Below are 5,662 nucleotides of genomic sequence, written 5' to 3' on the forward strand. Positions count from 1 at the left end.
ATCTGCGTACGCAGCGCCAGCAGCGCATCGAGTTCGCAGTCGAGCGTCAGGTAGAAATGCGGGATGGTGGTCTTGGCCTCGACCAGACGGCGGGCGATGGTCTTGCGCATGTTGTCATGCGGGACGAGTTCATAGGAGCCTTGCTCGAACAGCTTCAGCACCTGATCGTCCGACATCGTTTTCACCGCAGGGGCAGCAGCCGGCGCGCCGGCGGGCGCGGCCTTGGCGGCAGGCGCCTTGGCGCCGCCACCGGCAATCGCCGCGTCGACATCGGCCTTGACCACACGGCCATGGGGGCCGGTGCCCGTCACGGCAGACACATCGACGCCGGCTTCCCTGGCGATGCGGCGTGCGAGCGGCGAGGCGAAGGTACGCTCGCCAGTTGCATGGCCGTTGGCGACCGGAGCCGACTCTGCCTTGGGGGCGGTTGCAGCAGGCTCGGCCTTTGGTGTCTCGGCCTTCGGTGCTTCAGCCTTGGGAGTCTCTGCTTTCGGCGCCTCGGCTTTCGCTGGTTCGGCAGCTCCACCGTTCTTCGCAGCAGCCGCTGCGTCCTCGCCTTCGGCGGCGAGGACGGCAATCAGCGCATTGACTTTCACGCCTTCGGTGCCGGCAGGAACGACGAGCTTGGCAACGGTGCCTTCATCGACGGCCTCGACTTCCATCGTCGCCTTGTCGGTCTCGATCTCGGCTATGACATCGCCCGGCGAAACCTTGTCGCCTTCCTTGACGAGCCATTTGGAGAGATTGCCCTCTTCCATCGTGGGCGACAGGGCCGGCATGGTGATGTTGATTGGCATTTCGTCCTCCCGCCCGATTCAGCGATACGTGACGGCTTTGACCGCCTCGATGACCTCGCCGACATTCGGCAAAGCCAGCTTTTCGAGGTTGGCCGCATAGGGCATCGGCACATCCTTGCCGGCAATGGTGATCACCGGAGCGTCGAGGAAGTCGAAGGCGCGCTGCGACACCTGGTTGGCGATATGGTCGCCAACCGAACTCTGCGGGTAGCCTTCCTCCACCACGACCAACCGGTTGGTCTTCTTGACCGAGGCGATGATGGTGTCGAGGTCGAGCGGCCGAATGGTCCTGAGATCGATGATCTCGACGTCGATGCCCAGGCCGCGCAGTTCAGCCTCAGCCTTCAACGCATAGGTCATGCCGATGCCGAAGGAGACGATAGTGACGTCCTTGCCAGTCTTGTGGATGCGCGCCTTGCCGATCGGCAACACGAAATCGTCCAGCTTAGGGACGTCGAAGGACTGCCCGTAAAGGATCTCGTTCTCGAGGAAGATGATCGGATTCGGGTCGCGGATCGCCGCCTTGAGCAAGCCCTTGGCGTCGGCGGCCGTGTAGGGCATCACCACTTTCAGGCCTGGAATGTGGCTGTACCAAGCGGCGTAGCACTGCGAGTGCTGGGCAGCGACCCTGGCAGCAGCGCCGTTCGGTCCACGGAACACGATCGGCGCGCCCATCTGGCCGCCCGACATATAGAGCGTCTTGGCGGCGGAGTTGATGATCTGGTCGATCGCCTGCATGGCGAAGTTGAAGGTCATGAACTCCACGATCGGCTTCAGGCCGGCCATCGCAGCACCGACGCCGACGCCGGCAAAGCCGTGCTCGGTGATCGGTGTGTCGACGACGCGCCGCGGCCCGAACTCCTGCAGCAGGCCTTGCGTGATCTTGTAGGCACCTTGGTATTCGGCGACCTCCTCGCCCATGACGAAAACATCGGCGTCGCGGCGCATTTCCTCGGCCATCGCATCGCGCAGTGCTTCGCGCACAGTGGTGGAGACCATTTCCGTGCCGGCCGGAATATCCGGATCGGCGGCGATCTCGGTCTTCGGAGCGGCAGCGACCGGTGCGGCGGCGGGCTTTGCGGCCTCCGCCTTGTCCTTGGCGACTGGAGCCTCGGCTTTATCAGGCGCTTCCGCCTTGGCGGGAGCCGCGGACTTGCCGATATCTCCGGCGCTTTCGCCATCCTGCAGCAGCACTGCGATCGGCGTGTTGACCTTGACGCCTTCGGTGCCGGCGGCAATCAGGATCTTGCCCAGCGTGCCTTCGTCAGCGGCTTCGACTTCCATCGTCGCCTTGTCGGTCTCGATCTCGGCGATAACGTCGCCGGCGACGACCTTGTCACCCTCGTTCTTCAACCACTTGGAAAGATTGCCCTCTTCCATGGTCGGCGAGAGAGCGGGCATGAGAATTTCGATCGGCATGTCCTTGCCCTCCCGTTACAATACGATGTCGGTCCAGAGCTCGGACGGATCCGGCTCCGCGTCGTGCTGGGCAAATTCGGCGGCATCCGCAACGATGTCGCGAACCTCCTTGTCGATGGCCTTCAGCTCATCCTCGGTCGCCCACTTCTTCTCGGTCAACCGCGCCTTGACCTGCTCGATTGGGTCATGGTCCGAGCGCATCTTCTGCACTTCTTCCTTGGAGCGGTATTTCGCCGGGTCGGACATCGAGTGACCGCGGTAGCGGTAGGTCTGCATTTCGAGAATGATCGGCCCGTTGCCGGCCCGACACCATTCCGTCGCCTGATCGCCCGCGGCCTTCACGGCGCGGACATCCATGCCGTCGACCTGGATGCCGGGAATCTTGAACGAGGCGCCGCGATGCGAAAAATTGGTTTCCGCCGAGGAGCGCGAAACCGAGGTGCCCATGGCGTAGCGGTTGTTCTCGATTATGTAGATCACCGGCAGCTTCCACAGCGAGGCCATGTTGAAGCTTTCATAGACCTGGCCCTGATTGGCCGCACCGTCGCCGAAATAGGTCAGCGAGACATTGTTGTTGTCGCGGTAGCGGTTGGCGAAGGCCAGCCCGGTGCCGAGCGACACCTGCGCGCCGACGATGCCGTGGCCACCGTAAAAATGCTTTTCCTTGGAGAACATATGCATGGAGCCGCCCTTGCCCCGTGACAGGCCGCCGCGACGTCCGGTCAGCTCTGCCATGACGCCGCGTGGCGACAGTTCCATGGCCAACATGTGGCCATGGTCGCGATAGGCGGTAATCATCTGATCGCCGTCGATAAGCGCCATCTTCATGCCGGTCACGACTGCTTCCTGGCCGATGTAGAGGTGGCAGAAGCCGCCAATGAAACCCATGCCGTAAAGCTGGCCGGCCTTTTCCTCGAAACGACGGATGAGCAGCATGTGCCGGTAGGCAGCGAGCTCTTCGTCCTTGGTGAATTCGGCAGGCTTGGGAGCCGAAAGCCCCGATTTACCGTCGGATTTGGATTTGGCAGGCGCTTTTCTGGCGGCGGTAGCCATGCATCACTCCCTGTTGGCGTCTCTTTGTGGACATTTGAGCAAGATGAAATCTGCCCCGGGGAGATCAGCTCCTCCCCACCGATTTGCGGGAGGCTAACACGCGTCAGAGCGTTGCGCCATGCCGAAATTGCATAGCTGGCATGCGCCTAAGCGATTAAAATCATTGAAAATATTGGCGATTAACTAAATATAGGTTATTTCCCTGAGGCCGGCAACATGATGGTGATTTCATCAGTCTGGGACAAATTGAGCGCCTTGCGCGCCTGCTCATCGAGCATGTCCTTCTCAAGCGTGCCTTCATGCATGAGCCGAACACGCCGCTCGAGTTCCATCCGACGCGCTTTGATCGCATCGAGCTGGCTTTGCAGCGCAACCGTTTGGGCTTCCAGCTGGTATTTCGAGTTGATGCCGAATTCGCCATGATAGGCATGAAAGCCGAAATAGGCCAGGAACGCCGCGCAGAGCGAGGGGATGATCAGCCGGCCGGTGTTTCTCTGCTTGTGCTGACGGGTCCACATCGCTCGAATCCTCGCAGCCGCGAACTCAGGCGGCTCAGGATCTTTTCGCCCGATTGTGCTTAACGGACGGTTACGGATGACGGGCTTAGCGCCCGCCGAAATGAAAAAGGGCAGGAATGCCCCGCCCTTTCATCCAATATACAGGGATTCCAAGTGTTCGGGATCAGCCCTTGACTACCGACTTGCCGGCATAGCTTGCCTGCTTGCCAAGCTGTTCCTCGATGCGGATCAGCTGGTTGTATTTGGCCATGCGGTCCGAGCGCGACAGCGAGCCGGTCTTGATCTGTCCGCAATTGGTGGCGACGGCGAGATCGGCGATCGTCGAATCCTCGGTTTCGCCCGAACGATGCGACATGACGGCGGTGTAGCCGGCCTTGTGCGCGGTCTCGACTGCGTCGAGCGTTTCCGTCAGCGAGCCGATCTGATTGACCTTGACCAGGATCGAATTGGCAACACCCATGCGGATGCCGTCGCGCAGCCGTGCGGTGTTGGTGACGAACAAATCGTCGCCGACCAACTGGGTCTTCTTGCCGATCAGCTCGGTGAGGTACTTCCAGCCTTCCCAGTCGTCCTCGGCCAGGCCATCCTCGATCGAGATGATCGGATAGTCGGCGGCGAGCTTGGCCAGGTATTTGGCCTGGGCCTTGGGATCGCGCGTCTTCTTCTCGCCTTCATAGACATAATTGCTGTCCTTGAAGAACTCGGTCGCGGCGCAATCGAGACCGAGCGCAATCTCTTCGCCTGGCTTGAAGCCGGCCTGCTCGATCGATTCCATGATGAAATCGAGCGCCACTGGCGCACTCTTCAGGTTCGGGGCAAAGCCGCCCTCGTCGCCGACATTGGTGTTGTGACCGGCGTCCTTCAGCTTCTTGCGCAGCGTGTGGAATATCTCCGATCCCCAGCGAACACCTTCGCGCAGCGTCGGCGCGCCGATCGGCAGGATCATGAATTCCTGAAAGTCGATCGGATTGTCGGCATGGGCGCCACCATTGATGATGTTCATCATAGGCACCGGCAGGACATGCGCCTTGGTGCCGCCGACATAGCGGTAGAGCGGCAGGCCAGCGGCTTCGGCCGCTGCCTTGGCCACCGCCAGCGACACGCCGAGAATGGCATTGGCGCCGAGGCGGCTCTTGTTGGGCGTGCCGTCAAGCTCGATCATGGTCTGGTCGATATGGATCTGGTTTTCGGCTTCCATGCCGCCGATCGCCTCGAACAGCTCGCCGTTCACCGCTTCAACGGCCTTGAGCACGCCCTTGCCGAGATAGCGGGCGCCGCCGTCACGCAGTTCGACGGCCTCGTGAGCGCCGGTCGAAGCGCCCGATGGCACCGCCGCGCGGCCCATCGAGCCGTCTTCGAGAATGACATCGACCTCGACGGTCGGATTTCCACGGCTGTCCAGGATTTCACGCCCGACAATGTCGACGATGGCGGTCATTGCGATGTCCTCGATTGATCTGAAGAAGCGTCGCGCCCGTCTTAGCCAAAGTGCTGCAAAAGGCAATCGGCCGGCGCGCAATTTTTGGGCGACATGCACCACGATTCACGAAGCGCAAATCGCTGTCATCATAAGTCATGTGCGGCAGGGCCGCTTCCGGCTATGGTGCGGGTGCGCGGGGCGAAACAGGAGGAGTTTCGCCATGTCCCAGTTGAGTGGTATCGTGTGTCTGTTCCTGATCGCGGCTGCGTTCCTGACGTCGTGCGACAACCAGCAGTCGCCGCCCAAGGCGATGGCCCCCTTGCAGATCAGCAAATAGCTGCCGCATCAAACAAAATGGCCCCGTCGAGACCAGGGGAATCGCACATGAGTACAAAGGGACTCTTGTGTGGTGTGCGGAAATCGATTCTGAAAGGACCTCTGGATGATCGGAGGTC

The 5,662-nt window shown here is 61.2% G+C and carries 6 protein-coding genes; 1 reads left to right on the top strand and 5 read right to left on the bottom strand.

The window, feature by feature from the left end:
* The 5 genes from NKJ01_RS35825 to eno all read right to left on the bottom strand — a co-directional run.
* Positions 1–797, bottom strand: a 797-nt coding sequence (locus NKJ01_RS35825; RefSeq protein WP_352735281.1) for a biotin/lipoyl-containing protein, incomplete at its 3' end; no start/stop codon positions are given.
* Positions 798–815: 18 nt separating this feature from the next.
* Positions 816–2,216: a pyruvate dehydrogenase complex E1 component subunit beta gene (locus NKJ01_RS35830; protein ID WP_352735283.1), complete on the bottom strand. Its 1,401-nt coding sequence runs from the start codon at positions 2,214–2,216 to the stop codon at positions 816–818.
* A gap of 15 nt (positions 2,217–2,231) precedes the next feature.
* Complete coding sequence (gene pdhA / locus NKJ01_RS35835) at positions 2,232–3,269, bottom strand: pyruvate dehydrogenase (acetyl-transferring) E1 component subunit alpha (RefSeq protein ID WP_352607714.1); 1,038 nt, start codon at positions 3,267–3,269, stop codon at positions 2,232–2,234.
* Between the two features lie 194 nt (positions 3,270–3,463).
* Complete coding sequence (locus NKJ01_RS35840) at positions 3,464–3,787, bottom strand: FtsB family cell division protein (RefSeq protein WP_352735285.1); 324 nt, start codon at positions 3,785–3,787, stop codon at positions 3,464–3,466.
* A gap of 163 nt (positions 3,788–3,950) precedes the next feature.
* On the bottom strand, positions 3,951–5,225 hold the full coding sequence (eno, locus tag NKJ01_RS35845; protein WP_352735287.1) for a phosphopyruvate hydratase: 1,275 nt from the start codon (positions 5,223–5,225) through the stop codon (positions 3,951–3,953).
* Here eno and NKJ01_RS35850 point away from each other — a divergent pair.
* Complete coding sequence (locus tag NKJ01_RS35850; RefSeq protein WP_352735289.1) at positions 5,206–5,544, top strand: hypothetical protein; 339 nt, start codon at positions 5,206–5,208, stop codon at positions 5,542–5,544. The two genes, eno and NKJ01_RS35850, sit on opposite strands and share 20 nt — an antisense overlap.
* Positions 5,545–5,662: the final 118 nt, after the last annotated feature.

The organism is Mesorhizobium sp. M0276 (genome assembly GCF_040321755.1).
Taxonomy (GTDB): Bacteria; Pseudomonadota; Alphaproteobacteria; order Rhizobiales; family Rhizobiaceae; genus Mesorhizobium.